The organism is Streptomyces sp. NPDC002776 (assembly GCF_053592195.1).
On record NZ_JBSFVG010000013.1, the window covers coordinates 16,508 to 40,701 of the forward strand.

Annotated in this window: 19 protein-coding genes and 1 pseudogene; 4 read left to right on the forward strand and 16 right to left on the reverse strand. The window is 72.6% G+C overall.

Annotated elements, in window-relative coordinates; translation table 11 throughout:
• The first annotated feature begins 32 nt into the window (after nt 1–32).
• Entirely contained in the window at nt 33–1,817 is a 1,785-nt protein-coding gene (locus ACWD11_RS24635) for a bifunctional sugar phosphate isomerase/epimerase/4-hydroxyphenylpyruvate dioxygenase family protein (protein ID WP_451285555.1), read from the forward strand.
• On the opposite strand, the gene ACWD11_RS24640 is transcribed toward ACWD11_RS24635, so the two are convergent.
• From ACWD11_RS24640 to tkt, 8 genes are all read right to left on the reverse strand, one after another.
• Nucleotides 1,804–3,246 (reverse strand): membrane-associated oxidoreductase, encoded by a 1,443-nt coding sequence (locus tag ACWD11_RS24640; RefSeq protein WP_389419195.1) that lies wholly within the window; start codon nt 3,244–3,246, stop codon nt 1,804–1,806. The genes ACWD11_RS24635 and ACWD11_RS24640 overlap by 14 nt on opposite strands.
• A 33-nt stretch (nt 3,247–3,279) precedes the next feature.
• Nucleotides 3,280–3,594: a histidine phosphatase family protein gene (locus ACWD11_RS24645; RefSeq protein WP_451285557.1), complete on the reverse strand. Its 315-nt coding sequence runs from the start codon at nt 3,592–3,594 to the stop codon at nt 3,280–3,282.
• 103 nt (nt 3,595–3,697) lie between these two features.
• Entirely contained in the window at nt 3,698–4,576 is an 879-nt protein-coding gene (gene gnd, locus ACWD11_RS24650) for a phosphogluconate dehydrogenase (NAD(+)-dependent, decarboxylating) (protein ID WP_389419225.1), read from the reverse strand.
• 10 nt (nt 4,577–4,586) lie between these two features.
• Nucleotides 4,587–6,233, reverse strand: a complete 1,647-nt coding sequence (gene pgi, locus ACWD11_RS24655) for a glucose-6-phosphate isomerase (RefSeq protein ID WP_451285559.1) — start codon at nt 6,231–6,233, stop codon at nt 4,587–4,589.
• Complete coding sequence (gene opcA / locus ACWD11_RS24660; protein ID WP_389419193.1) at nt 6,226–7,161, reverse strand: glucose-6-phosphate dehydrogenase assembly protein OpcA; 936 nt, start codon at nt 7,159–7,161, stop codon at nt 6,226–6,228. The genes pgi and opcA overlap by 8 nt, the downstream gene beginning before the upstream one ends.
• Nucleotides 7,158–8,687, reverse strand: coding sequence for a glucose-6-phosphate dehydrogenase (gene zwf / locus ACWD11_RS24665; protein WP_389419192.1), 1,530 nt, complete (start codon nt 8,685–8,687; stop codon nt 7,158–7,160). The genes opcA and zwf overlap by 4 nt, the downstream gene beginning before the upstream one ends.
• A complete protein-coding gene (tal, locus tag ACWD11_RS24670) occupies nt 8,684–9,811 on the reverse strand; it encodes a transaldolase (protein ID WP_389419191.1) in 1,128 nt (375 codons plus the stop codon). The genes zwf and tal overlap by 4 nt, the downstream gene beginning before the upstream one ends.
• Nucleotides 9,812–9,830: 19 nt before the next feature.
• Nucleotides 9,831–11,906, reverse strand: coding sequence for a transketolase (tkt, locus tag ACWD11_RS24675; RefSeq protein WP_451285562.1), 2,076 nt, complete (start codon nt 11,904–11,906; stop codon nt 9,831–9,833).
• A 146-nt stretch (nt 11,907–12,052) separates the two neighbouring features.
• Between tkt and ACWD11_RS24680 the strand changes: the two genes are divergently transcribed.
• Nucleotides 12,053–12,946 carry a helix-turn-helix domain-containing protein gene (locus ACWD11_RS24680; protein WP_389419189.1) on the forward strand — a complete coding sequence of 298 codons (894 nt, stop codon included), beginning with the start codon at nt 12,053–12,055 and terminating at the stop codon, nt 12,944–12,946.
• An 89-nt stretch (nt 12,947–13,035) separates the two neighbouring features.
• On the opposite strand, the pseudogene ACWD11_RS24685 reads toward ACWD11_RS24680, so the two are convergent.
• A pseudogene (locus tag ACWD11_RS24685) lies at nt 13,036–13,399 on the reverse strand (carbohydrate-binding protein); the annotation flags it as partial.
• 230 nt (nt 13,400–13,629) lie between these two features.
• Nucleotides 13,630–15,735, reverse strand: a complete 2,106-nt coding sequence (locus ACWD11_RS24690) for an MMPL family transporter (RefSeq protein WP_389419188.1) — start codon at nt 15,733–15,735, stop codon at nt 13,630–13,632.
• Between the two features lie 214 nt (nt 15,736–15,949).
• Here ACWD11_RS24690 and ACWD11_RS24695 point away from each other — a divergent pair, with 214 nt between their 5' ends.
• A complete protein-coding gene (locus ACWD11_RS24695; RefSeq protein WP_389419187.1) occupies nt 15,950–16,396 on the forward strand; it encodes a VOC family protein in 447 nt (148 codons plus the stop codon).
• Here ACWD11_RS24695 and ACWD11_RS24700 read toward each other — a convergent pair.
• Both ACWD11_RS24700 and ACWD11_RS24705 read right to left on the reverse strand, forming a co-directional pair.
• A complete protein-coding gene (locus ACWD11_RS24700) occupies nt 16,354–17,028 on the reverse strand; it encodes a response regulator (RefSeq protein ID WP_451285565.1) in 675 nt (224 codons plus the stop codon). The two genes, ACWD11_RS24695 and ACWD11_RS24700, sit on opposite strands and share 43 nt — an antisense overlap.
• Nucleotides 17,025–18,215, reverse strand: coding sequence for a sensor histidine kinase (locus ACWD11_RS24705; RefSeq protein WP_389419185.1), 1,191 nt, complete (start codon nt 18,213–18,215; stop codon nt 17,025–17,027). The genes ACWD11_RS24700 and ACWD11_RS24705 overlap by 4 nt, the downstream gene beginning before the upstream one ends.
• A gap of 248 nt (nt 18,216–18,463) precedes the next feature.
• Here ACWD11_RS24705 and ACWD11_RS24710 point away from each other — a divergent pair, with 248 nt between their 5' ends.
• Complete coding sequence (locus ACWD11_RS24710) at nt 18,464–20,239, forward strand: sulfatase-like hydrolase/transferase (RefSeq protein WP_451285567.1); 1,776 nt, start codon at nt 18,464–18,466, stop codon at nt 20,237–20,239.
• A gap of 4 nt (nt 20,240–20,243) precedes the next feature.
• On the opposite strand, the gene ACWD11_RS24715 is transcribed toward ACWD11_RS24710, so the two are convergent.
• The 4 genes from ACWD11_RS24715 to ACWD11_RS24730 form a co-directional block, all read right to left on the reverse strand.
• On the reverse strand, nt 20,244–20,996 hold the full coding sequence (locus ACWD11_RS24715) for an IclR family transcriptional regulator (protein WP_389419183.1): 753 nt from the start codon (nt 20,994–20,996) through the stop codon (nt 20,244–20,246).
• Nucleotides 20,993–22,279 carry an alpha/beta hydrolase family protein gene (locus tag ACWD11_RS24720; RefSeq protein ID WP_451285569.1) on the reverse strand — a complete coding sequence of 429 codons (1,287 nt, stop codon included), beginning with the start codon at nt 22,277–22,279 and terminating at the stop codon, nt 20,993–20,995. Before ACWD11_RS24720 ends, ACWD11_RS24715 begins: the two co-directional genes overlap by 4 nt.
• Entirely contained in the window at nt 22,276–23,613 is a 1,338-nt protein-coding gene (locus ACWD11_RS24725) for an MFS transporter (protein ID WP_389419181.1), read from the reverse strand. Before ACWD11_RS24725 ends, ACWD11_RS24720 begins: the two co-directional genes overlap by 4 nt.
• Nucleotides 23,614–23,702: 89 nt before the next feature.
• On the reverse strand, nt 23,703–24,164 hold the full coding sequence (locus ACWD11_RS24730; RefSeq protein WP_389419180.1) for a MarR family winged helix-turn-helix transcriptional regulator: 462 nt from the start codon (nt 24,162–24,164) through the stop codon (nt 23,703–23,705).
• Between the last annotated feature and the right edge of the window lie 30 nt (nt 24,165–24,194).

Consider the following 24,194-nt stretch of genomic DNA (forward strand, 5'->3'; position numbering starts at 1 on the left):
AAGTCCCGTCCCGCTTGAAGAGAGGTACCGACGTGCGTACGTCCATCGCCACCGTCTCCCTGAGCGGATCCCTCACCGAGAAGCTCACCGCCGCGGCCCGGGCCGGCTTCGACGGCGTCGAGATCTTCGAGAACGATCTGCTGGCCAGCCCGCTGACCCCCGAGGAGATCCGCGCCCGCTGCGCCGACCTGGGTCTGACCATCGACCTGTACCAGCCGATGCGGGACATCGAGGCCGTGCCCGAGGACGTCTTCGCCCGCAATCTGCGCCGCGCCCGGCACAAGTTCGAGCTGATGCGCCGGATCGGCGCCGACACCGTGCTCGTCTGCTCCAGCGTCTCCCCGGACGCGGTGGACGACGACGCGCTCGCCGCGGCGCAGCTGAGCCGGCTGGCCGACCTGGCCGAGGAGTCCGGCGTCCGGATCGCCTACGAGGCGCTGGCCTGGGGGCGTCACGTCAGCACGTACGACCACGCCTGGCGCATCGTCGAGCAGGCCGGGCACCCGGCGCTGGGTACCTGCCTGGACAGCTTCCACATCCTGTCCCGGGGCTCCGATCCGAAGGGCATCGATGACATCCCCGGCGAGAAGATCTTCTTCCTGCAACTGGCCGACGCCCCGCTGCTCGGCATGGACGTCCTGCAGTGGAGCCGCCACCACCGCTGCTTCCCCGGCCAGGGCGGCTTCGACGTCACCGGGCTCGTCCGGCACGTGCTGCGCACCGGATACGACGGACCCCTCTCGCTGGAGGTCTTCAACGACGTCGTCCGGCAGGCAGAGGCGGGCCCCACCGCCGTGGACGGCCGGCGCTCGCTGCTCCTCCTCCAGGAGTCGTTGGGCCTGGCCGCCCCGCCCGCGCCCGTCGTCCCCACCGGGATCGCCTTCGCCGAACTCCTCACTCCCGACGCCGAACCCGTCTCCGCTGTTCTCTCCGCCCTGGGCTTCGCCCGCACCGCGCGTCACCGCAGCAAGCCGGTCGACCTGTGGCAGCAGGGCGAGGCGCGGATCCTGGTCAACACCGGCGGCGCCGCCCGCCGGGAGAGCGTCCAGCTCGCCGCCGTCGGCCTGCGGTCCCCCGATCCCGCGGGCGCCGCCCGCCGCGCCGAGGCCCTGCTCGCCCCGGTCCTGCCGCGCCGCCGCGCCCCCGAGGACGCGGCCCTGGACGCGGTGGCGGCCCCCGACGGCACCGAACTGTTCTTCTGCGGCCCGGCTTCCGACTGGCGGGGCGACTTCGAGGACATGCCGCACACCCCCACGGCCACCGCCGTGACCGGCGTCGACCACCTCGCGCTCACCCAGCCCTGGCACCACTTCGACGAGGCGACCCTCTTCCACCGGGCCGTCCTCGGCCTGCACGCCCAGCCCAGCGTGGACGTCGCCGACCCCTACGGACTGCTGCGCAGCCGCGCTGTCACCACCCCCGACGGCAGCGTGCGGATCGCGCTGACCGTGGCCGCGGCACCGGGCGACGACACGGTGCACGCCCAGCACATCGCGCTCGCCACGGACGACGTGGTCGCGGCGGCGCGCCGCTTCCGCGCGGCGGGCGGCCGGCCGCTGCCGGTCCCCGCGAACTACTACGACGACCTGGCGGCCCGCTTCGACTTCACCGAGGGCGAGTTGGAGACCTACCGCGACCTCGGCATCCTCTACGACCGCGATGCCGGCGGCGCCTTCCGGCACTGCTACACGCAGACCGTCGGCCGCGTCTTCTTCGAACTCGTCCAGCGCGATCCCGGCTACCGGGGCTACGGCGCCCAGAACGCGCCGGTGCGGCTGGCCGCGCAGCACGCCGCACGGGCGGTCACTGGCGGCTGACGGTGCGGGTGACGCCGGCCAGGATCGTCGTGGCGAGGATCCAGCCCGCCAGGACCAGGACGTACGACAGCCACTGGGACCAGCCCTGCGGCGCGTAGGCCGCCTCCTGGCCGAAGGAGATGACCGGCACCAGCAGGTCCAGGGCGAAGAACACCGGGTTGAAGTCCGGCGCCTCGGCCGGCTTGAGCGCGGGCGGCCGGTCCAGCGCGAAGGCGACCGAGCCGACGGCGAGCAGGGACAGCAGCCAGCCGAAGGCGCGCAGCGGCCGGAAGCCGTAGCCGACGGCCAGGTCCTGGACGTGGCCCCACAGCCGTCCGTACCAGGGCAGGGTCGTGCGATGGCGGCGCTGCTTGGCGAGCTGGACCAGGCGGGCGGCGTGGTCGTCGCCGCTGCGCCGGTAGGCGGCGGTCAACTGCTCGTAGCCGTGGGGGTCGTAGGTGTTGCCGTCGCGGGCCAGCATCGGCAGCCGCCGCCGCACGGGCTCGTGCGGGGTGAGGAAGGTGTAGGTGAGGTCCAGGATCCGTACCTCGTCCGGCAGCATCTCCGGCTCCAGGTCGAGCTGTTCGATCTGGGCGCGGCGCAGGTTGAGGCGGCCCACGATCTGCGGGCCCTCGCGCAACCAGAGTTCGCCGATGACGACGCTGCTGGCGCGCAGTGCGGTGTTGCCCGGGTGGGACAGGGTCGTCCGCAGCAGATCGAGGCGCCCCGGTATGCGGGCGCCGCGCAGGTCGATCCGGCCCTCGGCGCGCAGCCGCCGCCCGAGCACATGGGCGCCGACGTCCAGCGACTCGGCGTCGAGCGCGGTGCCGCCGGGGTGGCTCAGCCGGGCGTCCTCCAGGTTGACCGAACCGGCGACCCGGGCCCCGCTGAGCCGGATCCCGCCCTCGGTACGCAGTCCGGGCGCGCACAGCTCGTCCTCGACGGTGACCTGGTTGAGCCGCAGGACGGGCCGCTCATGGTCGGCGGCCGTGAGTTCCGCGCGCTCCAGGAACAGCGCTCCGGCGATCTGGGCGCCGCCGAGGTGGACCGGGCCGCTGAACCGGCAGCCGGTGAGCCGCAGGCTGCCGTCCACCCGGATACGGGCCCCGGACAGGCCCGGCAGCACGGAGTCGCTGAGGTTGAGATAGCCCAGCTGGGCGCCGGACAGATCGGGAGCGGTGTCGAAGTGACAGTGGCTCAGCCGGACGACGCAGTCCACGGTCGCGTACCGCAGGTCCAGTACGCCCGTGACGTACGCGCCCGCGACCTTGACCGCGGCGATCTCGCCGATCTCGCGGGGGCCGTTGAGCAGCAGGGCCCGCAACACCCGGGCCCGCACCGTGCGTTCGGGGCCCCGGTCGTCGCCGTCGGTCCGGAAGTCCACTTCCGTGCCCGTGGCGAAGGCCCGCCAGACGCGCTGTTCGGCCGGTGTCAGATCGTTGATCTCCATCAGCCGCGACTCTGGCGGGCCTCCTGGGCGGTGTCAAACTCCTGGGGCAGCCGCCCCTCGGCGGGCGGGAGAACCCGGCCCCTGTGCCGTCAGCACGCGCAGGAAGTGGGCGTGCGCGACGAGGACGGCGTCCCCGTCAGGCAGTGCCTCGTCGACGCGGGCCGGCACCCGGTCGGGCCGCCGCCCCACCTCGGCCGGAGACTCGCCGGGGTGCCCGGCCGGGCCGGGCGGGACGCCGTCCGTCCACAGGTGCCAGTCCGGCCGGGTGCGGTGGATGTCGACCGTCGTCATGCCCTCGTAGCCGCCGTAGTCCCACTCGTGCAGGTCGTCGCAGAGCAACGCCCCCATGAAGTCCGCGAGTTCGGGGGTGCGCCGGGCCCGGCGTGGGGGGCACCTCCCACGCCCTTCAGGCAGTGGGGGAGGACCAGGAGGAGATCCCCCACCGCCGCGCCTACTTCGCGGACTCGACGGCGTGGCCGCCGAACTGGTTGCGCAGCGCCGCGATCATCTTCATCTGCGGGGAGTCCTCCTGGCGGGAGGCGAACCGGGCGAAGAGGGAGGCGGTGATCGCGGGCAGCGGCACGGCGTTGTCGATGGCGGCCTCCACCGTCCAGCGGCCCTCGCCGGAGTCCTCCGCGTAGCCGCGCAGCTTGTCCAGGTGCTCGTCCTCGTCGAGGGCGTTGACCGCGAGGTCCAGCAGCCAGGAGCGGATGACGGTGCCCTCCTGCCAGGAGCGGAAGACCTCCCGCACGTCGGTGACGGAGTCGACCTTCTCCAGCAGCTCCCAGCCCTCGGCGTAGGCCTGCATCATGGCGTACTCGATGCCGTTGTGGACCATCTTCGCGAAGTGCCCGGCGCCGACCTTGCCCGCGTGGACATAGCCGTACGGTCCGTCCGGCTTGAGCGCGTCGAAGACCGGCTGGACCTTCGCCACGTGCTCGGGATCGCCGCCGACCATCAGGGCGTAGCCGTTCTCCAGGCCCCAGACGCCGCCGGAGACACCGGCGTCGACGAAGCCGATGCCCTTCTCGCCGAGTTCGCGGGCGTGCTTCTCGTCGTCCGACCAGCGGGAGTTGCCGCCGTCCACCACGATGTCGCCCGGGGACAGGAGCTGTCCCAGCTCGTCCACGACGGACTGGGTGACGGGCCCGGCCGGGACCATCACCCAGACCACGCGCGGTCCTTCGAGCCGGTCGACCAGTTCGCCGAGGGAGGCGACGTCGGAGAGGTCCGGGTTGCGGTCGTACCCGATGACGGTGTGGCCGGCGCGGCGGATCCGCTCGCGCATGTTGCCGCCCATCTTGCCGAGGCCGATGAGTCCGAGCTGCATCGATGTCATGTCAGTGCACTTCCTTCAGTTCACGGTAGGCGGCTACGAGGGCAGCGGTGGAGGAGTCGAGGCCGGGGACGTCGGCGCCGTCGGTGAGGGCGGGCTCGACGCGCTTGGCGAGGACCTTGCCGAGTTCGACGCCCCACTGGTCGAAGGAGTCGATGTTCCACACCGCGCCCTGGACGAACACCTTGTGCTCGTAGAGGGCGATCAGCTGGCCGAGCACCGACGGGGTCAGGTCCCGGGCGAGGATCGTGGTCGTCGGGTGGTTGCCGCGGAAGGTGCGGTGCGGCACCTGCTCCTCGGCCACGCCCTCCGCGCGGACCTCCTCGGCGGTCTTGCCGAAGGCGAGCGCCTGCCCCTGCGCGAACAGGTTGGCCATCAACAGGTCGTGCTGCGCCTTGAGTTCGTCGCTCAGCTCGCCGACCGGACGGGCGAATCCGATGAAGTCGGCGGGGATGAGCTTGGTGCCCTGGTGGATCAACTGGTAGTAGGCGTGCTGCCCGTTGGTGCCGGGCGTGCCCCACACCACGGGCCCGGTCTGCCAGTCCACGGGGCGCCCGTCGCGGTCCACCGACTTGCCGTTGGACTCCATGTCGAGCTGCTGGAGGTAGGCGGTGAACCTGGACAGGTAGTGGCTGTAGGGCAGTACCGCGTGCGACTGGGCGCCGAAGAAGTTGCCGTACCAGATGCCCAGCAGGCCGAGGAGCAGCGGGGCGTTGGCCTCGGCGGGGGCGGTGCGGAAGTGGTCGTCGACGATGCGGAAACCGTCCAGCAGTTCCCGGAAGCGGTCGGGGCCGATGGCGATCATCAGGGACAGGCCGATCGCGGAGTCGAACGAGTAGCGTCCGCCGACCCAGTCCCAGAACTCGAACATGTTGTCCGGGTCGATACCGAACCCGGTGACCTTCTCCGCGTTCGTCGACAGGGCGACGAAGTGCCGGGCGACCGCCTTCTCCTCGCCGTCGAGCCCGGCCAGCAGCCAGGAGCGCGCCGAGGTGGCGTTGGTGATCGTCTCGATGGTGGTGAAGGTCTTCGAGGCGACGATGAACAGCGTCTCCGCCGGATCCAGGTCGCGCACGGCCTCGTGCAGGTCGGCGCCGTCGACGTTGGACACGAACCGGAAGGCCAGCTCCCTGTCCGTGTACGGCCGCAGCACCTCGTACGCCATCGCCGGGCCGAGGTCGGAGCCGCCGATGCCGATGTTGACGACGTTCCGGATGCGCTTGCCGGTGTGTCCGGTCCAGGCGCCGGAGCGGACCCGGTCGGCGAAGTCGCTCATCCGTTCCAGGACGGTGTGCACGCCCGGCACGACGTTCTCGCCGTCGACCTCGATGACCGCGTCCCGGGGGGCGCGCAGCGCGGTGTGCAGCACCGCCCGGTCCTCGGTGAGGTTGATGCGGTCACCGCGGAACATCGCGTCGCGCAGCCCGAACACATCGGTGGCGGTGGCCAGTTCCTGGAGCAGGGCGAGCGTCTCGTCGGTGACGAGGTGCTTGGAGTAGTCGATGCGCAGATCGCCCACGCGCACCACATAGCGGTCCGCGCGCTCGGGGTCCGCGGTGAACAGGTCCCGCAGATGGGCGTGCCACTCGGCGCGGTGGTCCTCCAGGGCGGTCCACTCAGGCCGCCGGGTGAGCCTCGGGAAGTCAGACATGGGAAAGGGGCTCCTTGCCCGCCTCGCCCCGCAGGGCGACGGCGTACATCTCGTCCGCGTCGAGGCGCCGCAGCTCCTCGGCGATGAGTTCGGAGGTGGTGCGGACCTTCAGCGCGAGGGTGCGCGGGGGCTGGCCGGGCAGCGAGAGCGTGGCCAGCGGGCCCTCGGGGCGGTCGATGACGATGTCGCCGTTCGCGGTGCCGAGGCGTACGGCGGTGACCACGGGTCCCGCGGTGACGACCCGGTCGATCGTCACCCGCAGCCGCGCCTCGAGCCAGCGCGCGAGGAGTTCCGCGGCCGGGTTGTCGGCCTCGGCCTCCACGGCTCCCGAGAGGATCGGCACCCGGGCCTGGTCCAGGGCCGCGGCCAGCATCGAGCGCCACGGGGTGAGCCGGGTCCAGGCCAGGTCGGTGTCGCCGGGCGCGTAGGAGCGGACCCTGGTCTCCATGACCGCGAAGGGGTTCTCCACCGCGTACAGGTCGGTGATCCGGCGCTGTGCCAGCGCGCCCAGCGGGTCCTTGGCGGGGTTGTCGGGCCCTCCCACCGGCCACCACACGACCACCGGGGCGTCCGGCAGCAGCAGCGGCAGGACGACGGAGTCGGCGTGCTCGGACACCTCGCCGTAGGTGCGCAAAATCACCGTCTCGCCGGTGCCCGCGTCGGCGCCCACCCGGACCTCGGCGTCGAGCCGGGAGGCGGTGCGCTCGCGGGGGGTGCGGGCGTGCCGTTTGATGACGACCAGGGTGCGCGAAGGGTGCTCGTGCGAGGCTTCCTCGGCCGCCTTGATCGCGTCGTAGGCGTTCTCCTCGTCCGTGACGATCACCATCGTCAGGACCATGCCCACGGCGGGGGTGCCGATGGCGCGGCGGCCCTGCACAAGGGCCTTGTTGATCTTGCTTGCCGTGGTGTCGGTCAGGTCGATCTTCATGGCCTGCGCCAGCTCCGTCCGTCTCGTGCGAGCATCTCGTCGGCTTCGTCGGGTCCCCAGCTGCCCGAGGCGTACTGCGCCGGCTTGCCGTTCCGCGCCCAGTACTCCTCGATGGGGTCGAGGATCTTCCAGGACTCTTCCACTTCCTGGTGACGGGGGAACAAATTGGCGTCGCCGAGCAGGACGTCCAGGATGAGGCGCTCGTACGCCTCCGGGCTGGACTCGGTGAACGACTCGCCGTAGGCGAAGTCCATCGTCACGTCCCGGATCTCCATGGAGGTGCCGGGCACCTTGGAGCCGAAGCGGACCGTGATCCCCTCGTCCGGCTGGACGCGGATCACGATCGCGTTCTTGCCCAGCTCCTCCGTCGCGGTGCGGTCGAAGGGGGAGTGCGGCGCCTGCTGGAAGACCACCGCGATCTCGGTGACCCGGCGGCCGAGCCGCTTTCCGGTGCGCAGGTAGAAGGGGACGCCCGCCCAGCGGCGGTTGTCGACCTGCAGCTTGATCGCGGCGTACGTGTCGGTGGTGGAGGCCGGGTCGATGCCGTCCTCCTGGAGGTAGCCGCGGACCTTCTCGCCGCCCTGCCAGGCGGGCGCGTACTGCGCGCGCACGGTGTGCCGGCCCAGGTCCTCCGGGATCTTCACGGCCTTGAGGACCTTCAGCTTCTCCGTCAGCAGCGAACCGGCGTCGAAGGAGGCGGGCTCCTCCATCGCGGTGAGCGCCATCAGCTGGAGCAGGTGGTTCTGGATGACGTCACGGGCGGCGCCGATGCCGTCGTAGTAGCCCGCCCGGCCGCCGATGCCGATGTCCTCGGCCATCGTGATCTGCACATGGTCCACGAAGGACCGGTTCCAGATCGGCTCGAACATCGTGTTGGCGAAGCGCAGCGCCAGGATGTTCTGGACGGTCTCCTTGCCCAGGTAATGGTCGATCCGGAAGACCTGCTCCGGGTCGAACACGTCGTGCACGATCGCGTTCAGCTCGCGGGCGCTGCCCAGGTCGTGGCCGAACGGCTTCTCGATGACCGCCCGGCGCCACGATCCCTCCGGCCCGTCGGCGAGGCCGTGCTTCTTCAGTTGCTGGACGACCTTCGGGAAGAACTTCGGCGGCACCGACAGGTAGAAGGCGTAGTTGCCGCTGGTGCCCCGGGAGGCGTCCAACTCCTCGACGGCGGAGCGCAGTTGCTTGAACGCCTGGTCGTCGTCGAAGTCGCCCGGGATGAACCGCATGCCCTCGGCGAGCTGCTGCCAGACCTCCTCGCGGAAGGGGGTGCGGGAGTGTTCGCGGACGGCGTCGTGCACGACCTGCGCGAAGTCCTGGTCCTCCCAGTCCCGGCGGGCGAACCCGACGAGGGAGAAGCCCGGCGGCAGCAGACCGCGGTTGGCCAGGTCGTAGACGGCCGGCATCAGCTTCTTGCGGGACAGGTCGCCGGTCACGCCGAAGATGACGAGGCCGGAGGGGCCGGCGATCCGCGGCAGGCGCCGGTCACCGGCGTCGCGCAGCGGGTTGGTCCAGTCGGTGGTCATTCCGCGTCCACTCCCTTGCTGTCCAGGGACTTGGCGACCGCGTCCAGCAGTTCCTGCCAGGCGGCCTCGAACTTGGCGACGCCCTCGTCCTCCAGCTTGGTGACGACCTCGTCGTAGGAGATGCCGAGGCGTTCCACGGCCTGAAGGTCGGCACGGGCCTGGGCGTAGCCGCCGGTGACGGTGTCGCCGGTGATGTCGCCGTGGTCGGCGGTGGCGTTCAGGGTGCCCTCCGGCATGGTGTTGACCGTGCCGGGCGCGACCAGGTCGTCGACGTAGAGGGTGTCCTTGTACGCCGGGTCCTTCACGCCGGTCGACGCCCACAGCGGACGCTGCCGGTTGGCGTGCGCGCTCGCCGACTTCGCCCAGCGGTCGGAGGAGAAGACCTCCTCGTACGCCTGGTAGGCGAGGCGGGCGTTGGCGAGGGCCGCCCTGCCCTTCAGGGCGAGCGCCTCGTCGGTGCCGAGCACGGTCAGCCGCTTGTCGATCTCGCTGTCGACCCGGGAGACGAAGAACGAGGCGACGGAGTGGATGGCCGACAGGTCCAGGCCCCGCTCGGCCGCCTTCTCCAGGCCCAGCAGATAGGCGTCCATGACCTCGCGGTAGCGCTCCAGCGAGAAGATCAGCGTGACGTTGACGCTGATGCCCTGGGCGAGGGCCGCGGTGATGGCCGGCAGGCCCGCCCGGGTCGCGGGGATCTTGATCATGACGTTGGGGCGGTCGACCAGCCAGGCGAGCTGTCTGGCCTCGGCGACGGTGGCCGCGGTGTCGTGGGCGAACCGCGGGTCGACCTCGATGGAGACCCAGCCGTCCCGGCCGCCGGTCCCGTCGTACACCGGGCGCAGGACGTCGGCGGCGGCGCGCACATCGGCGGTCGTCATCATCCGTACGGCCTCGTCGACCGTGACCCCGCGGACGGCGAGGTCGGCCAGCTGCTCCTCGTACCCCTCGCCGCTGCCGATCGCGGCCTGGAAGATGGACGGGTTGGTGGTGACACCCACCACGTGCTTGGTGGCGACGAGTTCGGCGAGGTTGCCGGAGGCGATCCGCTTGCGGGACAGGTCGTCCAACCAGATGGAGACGCCCTCGTCGGAGAGGCGCTTGAGTGCTGCGGTCACTGTGATCATCTTCTTTCTGGCGGTCGGATCAACCACGCGCGGCGGCCAGGGATTCCCTTGCCGCGGCGGCGACGTTCTCGGCGGTGAAGCCGTACTCGGCGAACAGGGCCTGGGCGTCGGCGGAGGCGCCGAAGTGTTCGAGGGAGACGATGCGTCCTGCGTCACCCACGAACCGGTACCACGTCAGGCCGATCCCCGCTTCCACGGCGACACGCGCTCGCACGGACGGCGGAAGGACGGCCTCGCGGTAGGCGCGGGGCTGCTGCTCGAACCACTCCACGGACGGCATCGACACCACCCGGGTGCCGATCCCCTCGGCTTCGAGCCGCTCGCGCGCGGCGACGGCGAGCTGCACCTCGGAGCCGGTCGCGATGAGCACGACGTCCGGCGTGCCGGTCGAGGCCTCGCGCAGGACGTAACCGCCCTTGGCGGCGTCCTCGTTGCGCTCGTACGTCGGCACGCCCTGGCGGGTCAGCGCGAGGCCGTGCGGGGCCGGGTCGGTGGCGTGCCGGCGCAGGATCTCCGCCCAGGCGACGGCGGTCTCGTTGGCGTCGGCGGGCCGCACGATGTTCAGGCCCGGGACGGCGCGCAGCGAGGCCAGGTGCTCGACCGGCTGGTGGGTGGGGCCGTCCTCGCCGAGGCCGATGGAGTCGTGCGTCCACACATAGGTGACCGGCAGCTGCATCAGCGCGGACATCCGGACGGCGTTGCGCATGTAGTCGGAGAACACCAGGAAGGTGCCGCCGTAGATACGGGTGTTGCCGTGCAGGGCGATGCCGTTCATGACCGCGGCCATGGAGAACTCGCGGATCCCGAAGTGGACGGTACGGCCGTAGGGGTCGGCCTCCGGCAGCGGGTTGCCCCGCGGCAGGAAGGAGCTGGCCTTGTCGATGGTGGTGTTGTTGGAGCCGGCCAGGTCGGCGGAGCCGCCCCACAGTTCGGGGAGCACCGCGCCGAGCGCCTGGAGCACCTTGCCGGAGGCGGCACGGGTGGCCAGGGACGCGCCGGGTTCGAACACCGGGACGGCGTCCTCCCAGCCTTCGGGGAGCTGACCGGCGACGACGCGGTCGAAGAGCCGGGCGCGCTCGGGGTGGGCGCCGCGCCACTTGTCGATCCGCTTGTCCCAGGCGGCGTGTGCCTCGGCGCCCCGGTCGAGGGCGCGGCGGCTGTGCGCCAGCACCTCATCGGCGACCTCGAAGGTGCGCGCGGGGTCGAGACCGAGCAGCCGCTTGGTGGCGGCGATCTCGTCCTCGCCGAGCGCGGAGCCGTGGGAGGCCTCGGTGTTCCGGGCGTTCGGGGCGGGCCAGGCGATGATCGTGCGCATGGCGATGATCGAGGGGCGCCCGGTCTCGGCCCGGGCGGCCTCCAGCGCCGCGTGCAGGGCGTGCACGTCGACGTCGCCGTCCTCGGTGGGCGCGATGCGCTGGGTGTGCCAGCCGTAGGCCTCGTACCGCTTGAGGACGTCCTCGGAGAACGCGGTGGCGGTGTCGCCCTCGATGGAGATGTGGTTGTCGTCGTAGACGAGGACCAGGTTGCCCAGCTTCTGGTGGCCGGCCAGCGAGGAGGCCTCGGCGGAGACGCCCTCCTGGAGGTCGCCGTCGGAGACGATCGCCCAGACGGTGTGGTCGAACGGGGACTCGCCCTCGGGGGCCTCGGGGTCGAACAGACCACGCTCGTAGCGGGCGGCCATCGCCATGCCGACGGCGTTCGCGACGCCCTGGCCGAGCGGTCCCGTGGTGGTCTCCACGCCCGCGGTGTGGCCGTACTCGGGGTGACCGGGGGTCTTCGAACCCTGGGTCCGGAAGGCCTTGAGGTCGTCCAGCTCCAGCTCGTACCCGGCGAGGAAGAGCTGGGTGTAGAGGGTCAGCGAGGTGTGGCCGGGGGAGAGGACGAAGCGGTCCCGGCCGGTCCACTCAGGATCGGCGGGGTCGTGGCGCATCACCTTCTGAAAGATCGTGTACGCGGCGGGCGCGAGGCTCATCGCGGTGCCCGGGTGGCCGTTGCCGACCTTCTGTACGGCATCCGCCGCCAGCAGGCGTGCGGTGTCGACGGCACGCCGGTCGAGTTCGGTCCATTCGAAGCGGTCCGGGGTCTGCGTGCTCATCTTCAAGAAATCCTTGGTGAGAGTGGGTTTCCTGCTCTGAAGCGTTCAAAAGTAAAAGTCTGACTTTTTCTAGGGAAGGTCGCCGTGTGTCAGCCTGTGGTGAAAGTGGGACACCGGGCGCGTGATCGAGGCGGAACGAGCGGGACATGGGAGACAGAACGGTGCAAGACGGCGGCGAGGACGGGATCAGAACCTTCCCCTTCCCGGTCGACCGGAGTGTGCTGGGCGTCGGCATGCAGGTCGGCCCGATGCGCCCCGGCCGCAGCTGGCACGCCGATGTGCCGCTGGAGCGGGTGCACCGCATCGACTTCCATGTCGTGATGCTGTTCGGTGCGGGGCCCGTCCGGCACATGGTCGACTTCACCGAGTACGAGGCGGGCCCCGGCGATCTGCTCTGGATCCGCCCGGGGCAGATCCACCGCTTCTCGCCGACGAGCGAGTACCGGGGAACCGTCCTGACCATGCAACCCGGCTTCCTGCCCCGGGCGACGGTGGAGGCGACGGGCCTCTACCGCTACGACCTGCCGCCCCTGCTCCACCCCGACGAGCCGCAGCGCAGCGCCCTCCAGGCGGCGCTCGACCAGCTGCGCCGCGAGTACAAGGACACGGCGACCCTTCCCCTCAGCCTGCACACGGCGGTCCTGCGCCACTTGCTGTCGGCGTTCCTGCTGCGCCTGGCGCACCTGGCGGCCAGCTCCGAGGAGGCGGCCCGCCGCGACGCCGGCTCGGCCTTCACCCTCTTCCGGGACGCGGTGGAACGCGGCTTCGCCACGAACCACAGCGTGAGCGCGTACGCCGATCAGCTCGGCTACTCACGCCGCACCCTGGTGCGCGCGGTACGGGCCGCGACGGGGGAGACCCCGAAGGGCTTCATCGACAAGCGGGTCGTCCTGGAGGCCAAACGGCTGCTGGCCCACACGGACCTGCCGATCGGGCGGGTCGGGGTGGCGGTGGGTTTCCCCGACGCGGCGAACTTCTCCAAGTTCTTCCACCAGCACACGGACCTGACCCCGGCGGGCTTCCGGGCGGAGCTGCGCTAGCGGAGGAGGGGCCGGGATTGCACCGACGCGCGCCGGCGGCCCGGAGTTCCTCGCTCGGAATCCGGACCGCCGGCGCCTCACCGCTCCCCTCAGCGGCGGAAGTTGAACCAGTTGACGTTCACGAAGTCGGCGGGCTGTCCGCTGGAGAAGGTCAGGTACACATCGTGGGTGCCCGTCACCTCGGCTGTCCAGGCGCACCTCGACCAGTCCGCTCACCCCGGACCCGGCCCGGCTCGGGACCCGGGCGACGAACTGAGTGGCCGCCGTGGACCCGAAGTCGACGCCCCGGAACAGCGCCCAGTCGCCGTTGCCGATCGCGCCGATGTTCTGGCCGCCCCCGGTGTCCGAGGTCGCCTCGGTGATCGTGCCGGACTGGCTGTCGCGGGACTCGGCCCGGATGGCGCTGTAGGCGTCCCGGTTGCCGGTCGGCGGAGGTGTGGTGCCGCCGCCGGAGCCGCCGCCGGGCCCGCGCCCGCCGTGAGGGCGGCGGCGGGGACCGCGCCGAGGGCGGCGAGGGCCCCGCGCCGCGACCACCCCCGCGGCTGCTGCTCGAACCGGTTCGACATGTGCGAGACGCCCACGGCAGGCCATCCTGGTACATCCACGTTTGCGCCTGCATCGTGCCGCTCGGACCTGGGGCGGACCTGTGAACCGGCGGTGCGCCGGATGAGATTCCGTGCGCCTCAGACCTTCGTCGGTACGGGCGGCTCGGCCGCCGGTGCCGCCGCCTCCCGCAGCCCGAACCGGTCATGGAGCCGCCGCAGCGGACCGGGCGCCCACCAGGCACGGCGGCCGAGCAGCGCCATCGTCGCCGGGACCAGCAGCATCCGTACGACGGTGGCGTCGATCAGCACCGCCAGGGTGAGCCCGAGGCCGATCTGGAGGATGGGCGAGAAGCCGCCCGTCATGAAGGCACCGAAGACGATCGCCAGCAGCAGCGCGGCACAGGTCACCACGCGCCCGGACCGGCGCAGCCCGGTCACCACGGCCTCCCGCTCGTCCTCGCCCCGCTCCCTGGCCTCACGCATCCGGGCGAGGATGAACAGCTCGTAGTCCATGGCGAGCCCGAAGGCGATGGCGATGATCAGCGGCGGCGCGGTGAGGCTCAGCGCGCCCAGACCCTCGGCGCCCAGCAGCCCGGCCAGATGCCCGTCCTGGAACACCCACACCACCGCACCGAGCGCGGCGCCGAGACTGAGCAGGGTGGTCGCGATGGTGCGCAGCGGGATCAGCACCGACCCGGTGAAGGCGAACAGCAGCACGAAGATGCCGCCGAGGACGGTCACGGCGGCCCAGGGGGCCCGTGCGGCGAGCATCTCCCGGAAGTCCACCAGCCGGGCCGCGGACCCGGTCACCTCGACCGGCTCGTCGCCGCGCAGCTCCCGGATCCGCTCCACGAGACCGGTCGCCGCCTCGCCGTCGACGCTGCCCGGCGGCCGGACCTCCACCACCGTGGTGCCGCCCGGCAGCTGACGGGACTCGGCGCCGGACAGCGCGCCGATCCGCTCGGCGGTCGCCGGATCGGTGCCGGGCCGGACGACGACGGTGACCGGGGAGACGCCGGTACCGGGCGGGAAGTGGGCCTCGACGGTGTCGTACAGCTGCCGCGCCTCGGTGCTCGCGGGCAGCTGCCGGGCGTCGCCGAGGTTGATCGTCAGCCCGGCGACCGGCAGCGCCAGGACCAGCAGGACCGGCACGACGGTGGCCACCACGGCGATCCGGCGGCGCGCGGCGAACCGGGCCAGGCGGGCGAAGAGGCGGCCCTCCTCGGCATCCGGCCGGACCCGCGCGGGCGGGATCTTCCCGCCGAACCTCGTCAGCAGTGCGGGCAGCAGGGTGACCGCGGCGAGCATGTCGACGACCACCACGGCGGCCACCGCCAGACCCATGCTGCGCAGGAACACGCTCGGGAAGACCAGCAGCCCGGTCAGGCTGACGGCGACCGTGAGCCCGGAGAACAGCACGGTCCGCCCGGCCGCGGCGACCGTGCGGTGCACGGCCGCCACGACGTCCTCGGTGTGCCGGCGCTCCTCCCGGAACCGCACCAGCATCAACAGGGCGTAGTCCACGGCGAGTCCGAGGCCGAGCATGGTGGTGACCTGGATGGCGTAGACCGAGATGTCGGTGACCTCGCTGAACGCGAACAGCGCGAGGAACGCGCCCGCGATCCCGCTGACCGCGATCACCAGCGGCAGGGCGGCCGCCCGCAGCCCGCCGAAGACGACGAGCAGCAGGGCGAGTACGACGGGCAGGGAGATCAACTCGGCGTTCTTGACGTCCTCCTGGGCCCGTTCGCCGAGCTGCCTGCCGAGCAGTTCACCGCCGCTGACATGGACGTCGGGCGCCTCGATCTGCCGGATGCGCTCGGCGGCGGCGTCCGTCGCGTCCGCCTCGGCGTCGTCGTCGAGGCCGCCCTCGAAGGTGACCGGGATGATCAGGGCCCGGCCGTCCCGGGCGGTGAGCCCCGGCGTGCCGTACGGATCGGGTACGGCGGCCACTCCGGCGATCTCCCGGACCTCGGCGACGGCCCGTTCGACCTGGGCGCGCACGGCGGCGTCGGCGACCGATTCGCCCGCGACGACGGCGGTGACGGTCTCCCCGGTCGGGTCCAGGCGGGACAGGTACTGCTCGGCCAGTTCCGACTCGGTGCCGGGGACGTCCGGCACATCGTCGGAGAGCCGCCCGAAGACGCCCGTGCCGAGGCCGAAGCCGAGCAGCAGGAAGAGCAGCCAGAGCAGGATGACGGTGAGCGGGCGGCGGGTGGCCGCCCGGGTGAGCGTGGAGAGCACGGGGGCCTCCGGGGCCGTTGGACGGTGGACATGTGCTCTCAGGTTGGTCCCGGGCCGGGGCGCACCGGATCGCCGGAGGGAGCGGTTTGCCGGGCTCCGTCGCACGGGGGAGAAACGGGCCGGACTCACTCGTACGAGGGAGGGGGCGGCGGGAATCATCCGGACCGGCCCGGGAGTTGTCCGGTCAGGAGCCGCTGATCACGAAGGAGTGCCGATGTCCGAGGAACCGGGAGTCCGCGAGCTGCGCCTGGTGGTCACCGCGGCGGACTACGACGCCGCACTGCACTTCTACCGGGATGTCCTGGGCCTGCCCGAGAGAGCGGCGTTCTCCTCGCCGGGCGGCCGGGTGAGCATCCTGGAGGCGGGGCGGGCGACGCTGGAGCTGACCGATCCCAACCACGCGGAGTTCATCGACGACGTCGAGGTCGGACGGCGGGTCGCCGGGCACATCCGGGTGGCGTTCCAGGTGGACGACTCCGCGGCGGTGACGCGGGAGCTGGCCGAGGCCGGGGCGGAGGTCGTCGCCGAGCCGACGCGCACGCCCTGGAACTCGCTCAACTCCCGGCTCCAGGCGCCGGGGGCGCTGCAGCTCACCCTCTTCACCGAGCTGGGGGAGGATCAGGACCGATCCTCCCCGGGGGCCACCAGACCGGTCTCGTAGGCGCAGATCACCGCCTGCACCCGGTCCCGCAGCCCCAGCTTGCTCAGCACATTGCTGACATGGGTCTTCACCGTGTGCTCGCTCACGAACAGGGCCGAGGCGATCTCCGCGTTGGACAGTCCACGGGCCAGCATCCGCAGCGTCTCCGCCTCGCGGGCGGTGAGGACGTCCAGGCGCTCGGGCGTGACCTCGGCGGCCGCCTCCTGTCTCCGGTGGCGCACCAGGTCGGCGACGAGCCGGCGGGTCACGGTCGGGGCGAGCAGCGAGTCGCCGGCCGCGACCACCCGGACGGCGTGCACGAGGTCGTCGCGGCGGACGTCCTTCAGCAGAAAGCCGCTGGCGCCCGCGTACAGCGCCTCGTACACGTACTCGTCCAGGTCGAAGGTGGTCAGTATGACCACCTTGCAGGCGGACTGCGCGCACACCCGCCGGGCCGCCTCCAGGCCGTCCATGACGGGCATCCGGATGTCGAGGAGCAGTACGTCGGGCGCGTGCTGCCGCACCGCGGCGACCGCCTCGGCGCCGTCCCCGGCCTCGGCGACCACCTCGATGTCCGGCTGCGCCTCCAGGATCATGCTGAAACCGCTGCGGACCAGCTCCTGGTCGTCGGCGACGACCACCCGGATGCTCACCCCAGCGCCGCCTGCCGGTCATCGGCCGGGAGCCGTACGACGACCTGGAAACCGCCGTCGTGGCCGCGCCCGGCGCGGGCGCTGCCCCCGCAGGCCGCGGCGCGCTCACGGATGCCGATCAGCCCGTGTCCGCCGCCCGGTCCCGAGGGGCCACGGCCGTCGTCCGTCACCGACACTGTCAATGCGTCCTCCGCCCAGTCGAGAGCGACGGTAGCGGAGGAGGCGCAGGCGTGCTTCACGGTATTGGTGAGGGCCTCCTGCACGATCCGGAAGGCGGCCACCTCGGTGTCCGGCGGCAGCGGGCGCGGCTGCCCCGCGCTGCGCAGATCCACCCGCAGCCCGGTGGACTCGGTGACCTGCCGGACCAGGCCGGGCAGCGCCGCCACGCCCGGCTGCGGCAGCCGCCGCGCCCCGCCCTCGCGCTCCTCCTCCTTCAGGACGCCGAGGATCCGCCGCAGCTGCGACATCGCGTCCCGGCCGGTCGTCGCGATGGCGTCGAACGCCGCCTCCGCGCGGACCGGATCGGTGCGCATCACCACCGGTCCCGCCTCGGCCTGCACCACCATCAGGCTCACCGCGTGGGCCAGGATGTCGTGCATGTCCCGGGCGATCCGGGCCCGCTCCTGGGCCGTCGCCCGAGCCGTGTCCGCGGCCCGCTCCCGTTCCAGGCGCCGGGTCCGGTCCACCAGGGCGGCGGTGTAGGCGCGCTGCACCCGGGCGAGCATGCCGAGGCCGTACGCGCCGACGACGCTCAGCAGCTGGAAGGCGTACTCGAAGGGCAGCGGCTCCTCCTTGTGCTGCATGGTGAGCACGACCCCGAGGATCCAGCCCGTGAGCATGAACCGGCGCTGCCAGGCCCGGCCCTGGGCGGCCATCGTGTACAGGACGATCAGACCGGCGTACATCACGTCCGGCGGGGGCGCGTGGTACCAGGCCATCGCGGGGGTGGCCACCGACACCGCGCACGCGGTGGCGAACGGCGCCCGGCGACGCCAGACCAGGGGCAGCGCGGTGGCCGCGGCCAGCAGCCAGCCCTGCCAGGTCAGCCTGTGGTCCCCGTCGTCCCGGAAGAGCCACTGGAGGGAGGCGGCGAACAGCACCAGCGCGGCGAGCGCGGCGTCGACGACGTACGGGTTCGCCGTGCGCAGCCGGGCGGCGGCGGGGGCGAGCCAGGTCGGCGGGGACATGGGCGGCTCCTCGGGGCAAGAGGCCGTTCCAGTATCGGAGGCCGGACGGGGCGACGTCCTCACCGGTGAGAGGGATATCCGCCCTCCGTTTGTGATCGCTTCGATGCCGCGGAGAAGGAACCAGGAGTCAGGACCTTTCCCTCTCAAAGGTCGAAACAGAGCGTTCACAGCGTGTGCATGGTCATGGACCGACGGCTGCGACCACCATCGTCTGCGGATGCCCTGCCCGCCGCCTCCAGGAGTCACGTATGCCGAGCCGCCGCCGAGTCCTCACCGCGGCCGCCGCCGTGCCGGTCGCGGCCGGGGCGGTCACCGCGTGCGACGAGGGGCCCGAGCCGCCGGTGCCGGTGGCCGACGGCAAGCAGGCCTCGGCCGTGCCGGCCGTGCGCTCCGGCACGGACCGGCTCAGCTTCGTGGTGATCCTCGCCGACGACCTCGGCCACGGTGAACTCGGCGCCTACGGCCAGAAGCTCATCCGCACCCCCCGCCTGGACGCCCTGGCCGCCGAGGGCCTGCGCTTCACCGACGCCTACGCCACCGCCCCCGTCTGCGCGCCCTCGCGCTGCTCGGTGCTCACCGGACTGCACGCCGGGCACGCCACCGTCCGCGAGAACCCCTGGGGCCCGGGCGGCCAAGGGGCGCTGACCGAACGGGACTTCACCTTCGCCGAGGCGCTCCGCGCGCTCGGCTACCGCACCGGCATCTTCGGCAAGTGGGGCTTCGGACCCGAGCTGCCGGACCAGTCCAGCCACCCCAACTCCCGAGGTTTCGAGGAGTTCCACGGCTACATCGGGCACCGCCACGCCCACGACTACTTCCCCGAGTACCTGTGGCACAACGGCACCCGGCAGGAGATCCCCGCCAACCGCGGCGGCGCCCGCGAGGTGTACGCGCCCGACCTGCTGAAGGAGCGTGCGCTGGCCTTCCTGGACGCGCACCGCGCCGAGCCGTTCCTGCTGTACCTGACCCCGGCCCTGCCGCACGCGCCCAGCCACACCCCCGACGACGGCGGGTACGGCGACCGCCCCTGGCCGGGCCCCGACCGGCGGCACGCCGCCCAGGTCACCGCCTTCGACGCGCTGGTCGGCGACGTCGTCGACCGCCTCACCCGGCTCGGCGTGGCGGACCGCACCCTCGTCCTGGTCACCAGCGACAACGGCCCGCACGAGGAGGGCCGGACCGACCCCGACCTCTTCGACGCCAACGGCCCGTTGCGCGGCTACAAACGGAACCTGTACGAGGGCGGCGTCCGCGTCCCGCTCATCGCCTGGTCCCCGCGGCACATCCCGGCCGGCACCACCGACCGCCCCACCCCGCTGACCGACCTGCTCCCCACCCTCGCCGACCTCGCCGGCGCCCCCGCCCCCACGGACCTCGACGGCCTCTCGCTGGCCCCGCTGCTGCGCGGCTCCGGCCACCCGGCCCGCCACGACCACCTGTACTTCTACCGCAATCACAGCGGAGTCACCCCGCGCTCCGACGCCGTCGACCGGGGCCGGGGCCGCCGGCTCGCGGAGGCGCTGCGCCGCGGCGACCTGAAGGCGGTGCGCTTCGCCCCGGGCCAGGACCGCGGCGTCCCCGACGACGAGTGGGACGTGGAGCTGTACGACCTGTCCCGGGACCCCGGCGAGCAGGACGACCTGGCGTCGGCGCGCCCGGCCCAGGCGGACGCGCTGGTACGGCTGATGCGTGACTCCTGGTCGCCCACCTACCCCCGCAAACCCTTCGGCCTGACACTGGAGGTCACCGGCCGGGCGCCGGACCTCCTCGTCACCGCGACCCTCGCCAACGGCTCCGCCCGCCCGTGGACCGCCCCCCGCCTCACCCTGGGCGCCCCCGGCGGCTGGGACATCCGCGCCCTCGACCCGGTCACCGCCCCGCTGCTGCGGGCGGGCGACGATCTGACGGTCCGCTGGCGGATCACCCCGGCCCAGGTCACCTCCGACACGACCCTCGCCTGCCGGGCCACCGCCCGGCACGCGGGGAAGGACGTGACGTACCTGGCCCGCACGGTGCTGGGCTGAGCGCTCAGCGCCCCTCGGGGAGCCACCCCAGCGCGCGCGAGATCCCGCGCGCCGCGATCCGCACGGCCGGGGCCAGCACCGGTACCTGGGCGTCGGCCTCGGGAACCACCACCGACACCGCCGCGACCACCGCGCCGCCGGTTCCCCGTACGGGCGCGGCCACCGACAGGGCGTCGTCGGTGACCTGACGGCTGCTCACCGCCACTCCCGTACGGCGCACTTCGGCCAGCTCGCGGCGTAGCCGGGCGGGGTCGGTGATCGTGTACGGGGTGAAGGACGCCAGCGGCCCGGAGCAGTACTCCTCCTGGCGGGCCGGGTCGTCATGGGCCAGCAGGGCGAGGCCCACCCCGGTGGCGTGCAGGGGCCAGCGGGCGCCGACGCGGATGTGGACGCCGACCGCCGAGCGGCCCGAGAGCCACTCGATGTAGACGACCTCCGGGCCGTCCCGCACCGCCAACTGCACGTTCTCGTGGGTCGCTTCGTACAGGTCCTCCAGGAAGGGCAGCGCGGCCTGCCGGAGGGCGAGGCCGCGCGGCGCCAGTGCCGCGATCTCCCACAGCCGCAGCCCCACGTGGTAGACGCCGCCCGGGTCGCGTTCCAGCGCGCCCCACTCGGTGAGGGCGCCCACCAGACGGTGTGCGGTGGTCAGGCTCAGCCCGGCCCGTCGGCTGATGTCCGTCAGGCTCAGCGCCGGATGCTCGTGGTCGAAGGCGGCGAGCACGGACAGCAGCCGGTCGGGCGCGGAACGAGGGGTCATGGCCGGGCGTCTCCCGGGTGGGCCAGATCGTAGGGGCGGGGGTAGGGGGCCGGACTGTACCCGGTGTAGCGGGGCTCGGTGCTGGAATCGGTCTGCCGCGCACGGGAGTTGAGCGCACGGGGCGAGGCGTCCCAGCGGCCCGTGTCCAGCCGGGCCCGCAGCGTGTGCAGGGCGCCCACCGTCTCGCCCGGGGTGAACGTGCAGTGGCCGGCGGCGTCGACGTAGGCCTGCGCCAGCAGTGCTCCCGAGCCCGCCGCGGTGGCGGCCCTGCGGTAGGCGCTCTCCGCCTGGACGGGGATCAGGGTGTCGCCGGTGGTGTGGATGGTCAGCTGGGGGTCGGTGAGACGGCCGGTGAGGACGCTGGTGTCCCGCATCCACCGTACGGCCGGGGCGTCGGCGGTGACCCGGGGCGCCCGGCGCAGGGCGTGGAGGTCCTCGCGCAGGGAGACGTCCGCCTCCTTGTAGAGGCCGGCGACCTCCTTGTACAGCGGGGAGCGGTGGAGCATGGCCGTGTAGTCGACGCCCGTGTTCCAGGACGGGTTGCCGCCCGCCCGGGTCTCCGCCTCCTGACGCCAGCTGAAGGCGGGGAGCTGGACGAGCCCGGGCAGGGCGTCGCCGGGGATGCCGTGCAGAGCGGCGGCGAGGGCGATCCGGGCGCGGCCCTCGGGGGTCTGCCGGGCGGCCGTCAGGTCCGCGGCGAGCGACGCGGCGGCGTGCTGCGCCTCGGTGTGGTCCGCGAAGCCGGTGAGCCGGACGTCCGAGCCGAGCAGGGTGTCCAGCGCGAACACCGGGTCCAGCGTGCTGTTCCAGTTCGCCACCCCGCCCTGCACCAGGCCGCACATCGACAGCGAGCCGTCGAAGCGGTCGGCGTGCCGTTCGGCGAGCGTGGTCGTGACCAGTCCGCCGTAGGACGTGCCCCAGGCGAGGGTCTCGTCGGCCGGCCCGAACTTCTCGGTGAAGACGTCGAGCGTGGCGAGCTGGTCGGGGACGGCGTCGGTCACGGCCCAGCCGGTGGTGGCGTAGGAGGAGCCGATCAAGGCGTACCCCTGGTCCAGGAGTTCGGCCCGGGTGGCCGGGTCGGGCGCGTTCTGGGGCGGGTTGGGCGAGCCGGCGGGCCGGTAGCCGTGGCTGTACAGCAGGACCGTGCCGTTCCAGTTCGCCGGTACGTCCATCAAGTAGGCCGCGCCCGAGGGGAGATGGCCCTCCAGGTGGGTGTCCGCGGCGGGCGGGGCGGCGGCCGTGGTGAGGGTGACGGCCAGTGCGACGGCGACCAGGGTTCTCAACGGGGTGTCCCTTCCGGGGTGGGGGTGGCGGAACGGGCCGGGGCGGGTTCCAGGGCGTCGGTCCGGGTCTCGCGGATCCGCCACACGGTCAGCGCGGTGATCGCCGCGCCACCGCACAGCAGCAGGGAGACGGGCGTGCTGTCACCGCCGTTCGAGGCGAGCAGACTGCTGGCGATCAGCGGGGAGAAGCCCGCGCCGAGCAGGGTGGCCCCCTGGTAGCCGAGGGAGGCGCCGGTGTAGCGGACCCGGGTGCCGAACATCTCGGTGAGCAGGGCGCCCAGCGGGCCGTACATCGTGGACTGGGCCACGCCGTGGCCGAGCGCGAGGGCCAGGATCAGCAGGCCGGGGGAGCCTGACTCGACCAGGGCCAGGACGGGGAAGGCGAGCGCGGCGGAGGCGACGGCGCCGGACAGCACGACCGGGCGGCGGCCGACCCGGTCGGACAGGGCGGAGGCGGCGGGCAGGACCAGCAGGGCGACACCGGAGGCGACGGTCACCGCGGTGAGCACCTGCGAGCGGCTGTAGCCCTCGTCGACGGCGTACGTGATCATGAAGCTGGTCAGCAGTGACTGCGCGGTGAAGGCGCCGATGCCGACGCAGGCGGCCAGCAGCACCGGCTTGGGGCGCCGCAGGACCTCCAGCACCGGTGGCTTCTCGCGCGGCGCGGGCTTGGTGAACAGGGGGCTCTCGGCGACCTTGAGGCGGACGAACATGCCGACGCCGAGCAGGACCACGCTCAGCAGGAACGGCACCCGCCAGCCCCAGGAGCGGAAGTCGTCGTCGGGCAGCGCGGAGACCGCGGTGACCACTCCGGCGGAGAGCAACGAGCCCAGTGGCGCGCCGAGTTGGGTGAAGCTGGACCACAGCCCGCGCCGCCCGCCCTGGGTGCGCTCGGCGTGCTCGACGACCATCAGGGTGGCGCCGCCCCACTCCCCGCCGATCGCGATGCCCTGCACCACGCGGAGCAGGACCAGCAGCACGGGCGCCCAGACGCCGATCGCGTCATAGGTGGGCAGCAGACCGATCAGAAAACTTCCGCTGCCCATCAGCAGCATGGTCAGCAGCATCATCGACTTGCGGCCCACGCGGTCGCCGAAGTGGCCGAAGAGGATGCCGCCGACGGGGCGGGCCAGATAGCCGGCGGCGAAGGTGCCGAAGGCGGCGATCGTGCCGACGGCGGGGTCGGCGTCGGGGAAGAACAGTTCGCCGAAGACGAGCGCGGCGACGGTGCCGTAGACGAGGAAGTCGTAGAACTCGACGGCGGTGCCGAGCAGGCCGGACAGGGCGACTCTGCGCAACTGCCGGGAGTCGGGGACGGGCGGGGATGGCTGCACGGTGGGCTCCCTGGGGGACGGTGCCGATGCCCCCGTGAAGTTAGGCAGTGCTCGTGCAGCCGTCAATCATTTGCACAACATTCTTGTCGTCACGCCAGTCCGTCCTGGGCGATCCGCAGGAGCAGGGCGTGCAGCGTCTCGCGCTCGGCCGCCGCGAGCGGTTCGAGGAGTTCCTCGGTCACCCGCAGGCCCGCCTCGTCGGTGTCCCGCAGGAAGGCGCGGCCGGCTCCGGTCAGGACGACGATCCTGCTGCGGCGGTCGTCGGGGGAGGGGCGGCGCTCGGCGAAGCCCGCCTTCTCCAGGTCGTCGACCAGGCCCACGATCGCGCTCGGGTCGTAGCCGAGACGGGCGCTGAGTTCGCGCTGGAGGGCGCCCTCGCAGGTGGCGAGGAAGCGCAGCACCGCGTAGTGGCGCAGGCGCAGGCCGGACTCCTGGAGGCAGGAGTTGAACAACTGCCCGGAGCGCAGGCCCAGCCGGTAGAGCAGGTAGCCGGTGTCCGCGTGCAGGTCGCGCATCCATGGCTCGTTCGCGTCGATCGGGTCGGTCTTCATGGGGTCAGTCTTTCCCAGCCCGGCAGTCGG